2 protein-coding genes are annotated in these 1657 nt (G+C 70.6%); both read left to right on the forward strand.

The features are described 5' to 3' along the window. Positions 1-154 precede the first annotated feature (154 nt). Positions 155-409, forward strand: coding sequence for a hypothetical protein (locus tag ABD378_RS26395; RefSeq protein ID WP_344524481.1), 255 nt, complete (start codon positions 155-157; stop codon positions 407-409). Positions 410-420: 11 nt separating this feature from the next. Beyond that, on the forward strand, positions 421-1617 hold the full coding sequence (locus tag ABD378_RS26400) for a flotillin family protein (protein WP_344524483.1): 1197 nt from the start codon (positions 421-423) through the stop codon (positions 1615-1617). Positions 1618-1657: the final 40 nt, after the last annotated feature.

Here is a 1657-nt window from a genome sequence, read left to right on the forward strand (position 1 = left end):
ACAGGTGGGGACGGCGCCGCACCCGAAAACCCCGCCCCCCGAAAGCCCCGCACCCCGAACGACCCACCCCCCGCAACACATGGGCGCCCAGCGCCCCGGCCGCTAAGGTCGGGATTCAGACAGAGCCTGCATGACATGGGGGAGGCGGCCGCCAATGGCGCCGGATGAGGCTGTGATCGGCTGTACCGGTGAACTCGTCATCGGTACGCGCGGATCCGCGGGGCCCGGTGAGGTCCTGGTGCGGATCCGAGGGGGTTCCGAGACGTTTCTCGCCTGGTCCGACGAGCCGCTGCCGCACGGCGCCGCCGTGCTCGTGATCGAGTCGCGGGGCAGCCGTCAGGTCGATGTCATCAAGTGGGCAGACCCGTTGGACGCGTTGGCCGGCGACGGTGCCGGCAACGCCGGTTGAGGAGTCGATCGATGTTCGGATACCGCGTTCCCGCCCCCGATGAGGCGATGCTGATCTCCGGCGGCAGGCGAGGCCTCGGCGGCGCCCCGTTCCGGGTGGTGACGGGGCACGGCAAGTTCGTGCTGCCCATCTTCCGCAAGACCCGCTTCCTCACCCTGTCCATGTGCGAGGCGGAGGTGGTAGAGCACTGCGTGACCAGGCAGGGCATCGCCCTGAAGGTGCGGGCCGTGATCGCCTTCAAGGTCGGCAACGACAAGGAGAGCATCGTCAACGCGGGCCAGCGCTTCCTCTCCGACCAGGACCAGATGTCCGTCCTGACCGGCCGCATCTTCGCCGGTCATCTGCGCTCCATCATCGGCTCGATGACCGTCGAGGAGATCGTCACCGAGCGGCAGAAGCTCGCCACCGAGGTCCTTGACACCTCGAAGTCCGAGATGGCGAAGATCGGCCTGCACGTGGACTCGCTGCAGATCCAGTCGATCGACGACGGCGAGACGGGCTACATCGACGCCATGTCCGCCCCGCACAAGGCCGCCATCCAGCGCCAGGCCCAGATCGCCCAGGCGCAGGCGACCCAGGCCTCCGCCGAGGCCGAGCAGGAGGCCGCGCGGAACCAGGCCGAGTACGCGCGGCAGACCGCGATCGTGCAGGCCCAGTACTCCGCCGAGGTCGAGCGCGCCCAGGCCAAGGCCGCCCAGGCGGGCCCGCTCGCGGAGGCGCACGCCCAGCAGGAGGTGCTCGACGCGCGCACCGAACTGGCTGAGCGCGCCGCCCAGTTGCGCCAGCAGGAACTGGTCGCGGAGGTCGTGAAGCCCGCCGAGGCAGACGCCGAGCGCATCAGGGTCCTTGCCCTGGCCGAGGCCGAGCGGATGAAGATCCAGGCGGAGGCGGCGGCTTCGTACGACCGCGTGGCGCTCGACCGGATGCTGATCGACCAGTTGCCGCTGATCGTGAAGGAGGCGGCGACCGGCCTCTCCGGCGCCAACGTCAACGTACTGAACGGCGCGGACGGGCTCGGCGAGATCGCGGCCGGACTCGTCGGCCAGGGCCTGACGATCCTGGACTCGGTGCGCAACAGCCTCGGCACGCCCACCGCGCAGGGGCAGGGCGAGCACGAACCGGTGGACATCAAGCGCTACTTGGGCGCGCCCGCGGACCGCAGCCGGGCAGACGGCGGCAAGGGCGACGGCCCCGTGGAGATCCAGTAGCCATCCAGTAGCCGTGCGCGCAGGGGCCCGCCGCCGGGGC

The sequence above is a fragment of the Streptomyces rectiviolaceus genome (genome assembly GCF_039533825.1).
Classification (GTDB): Bacteria; Actinomycetota; Actinomycetes; order Streptomycetales; family Streptomycetaceae; genus Streptomyces; species Streptomyces rectiviolaceus.

Coding starts and splice junctions, on each gene's coding strand:
- ABD378_RS26395 (WP_344524481.1), top strand. CDS start 155: ATGGCGCCGGATGAGGCTGTGATCGGCTGTACCGGTGAACTCGTCATC.
- ABD378_RS26400 (WP_344524483.1), top strand. CDS start 421: ATGTTCGGATACCGCGTTCCCGCCCCCGATGAGGCGATGCTGATCTCC.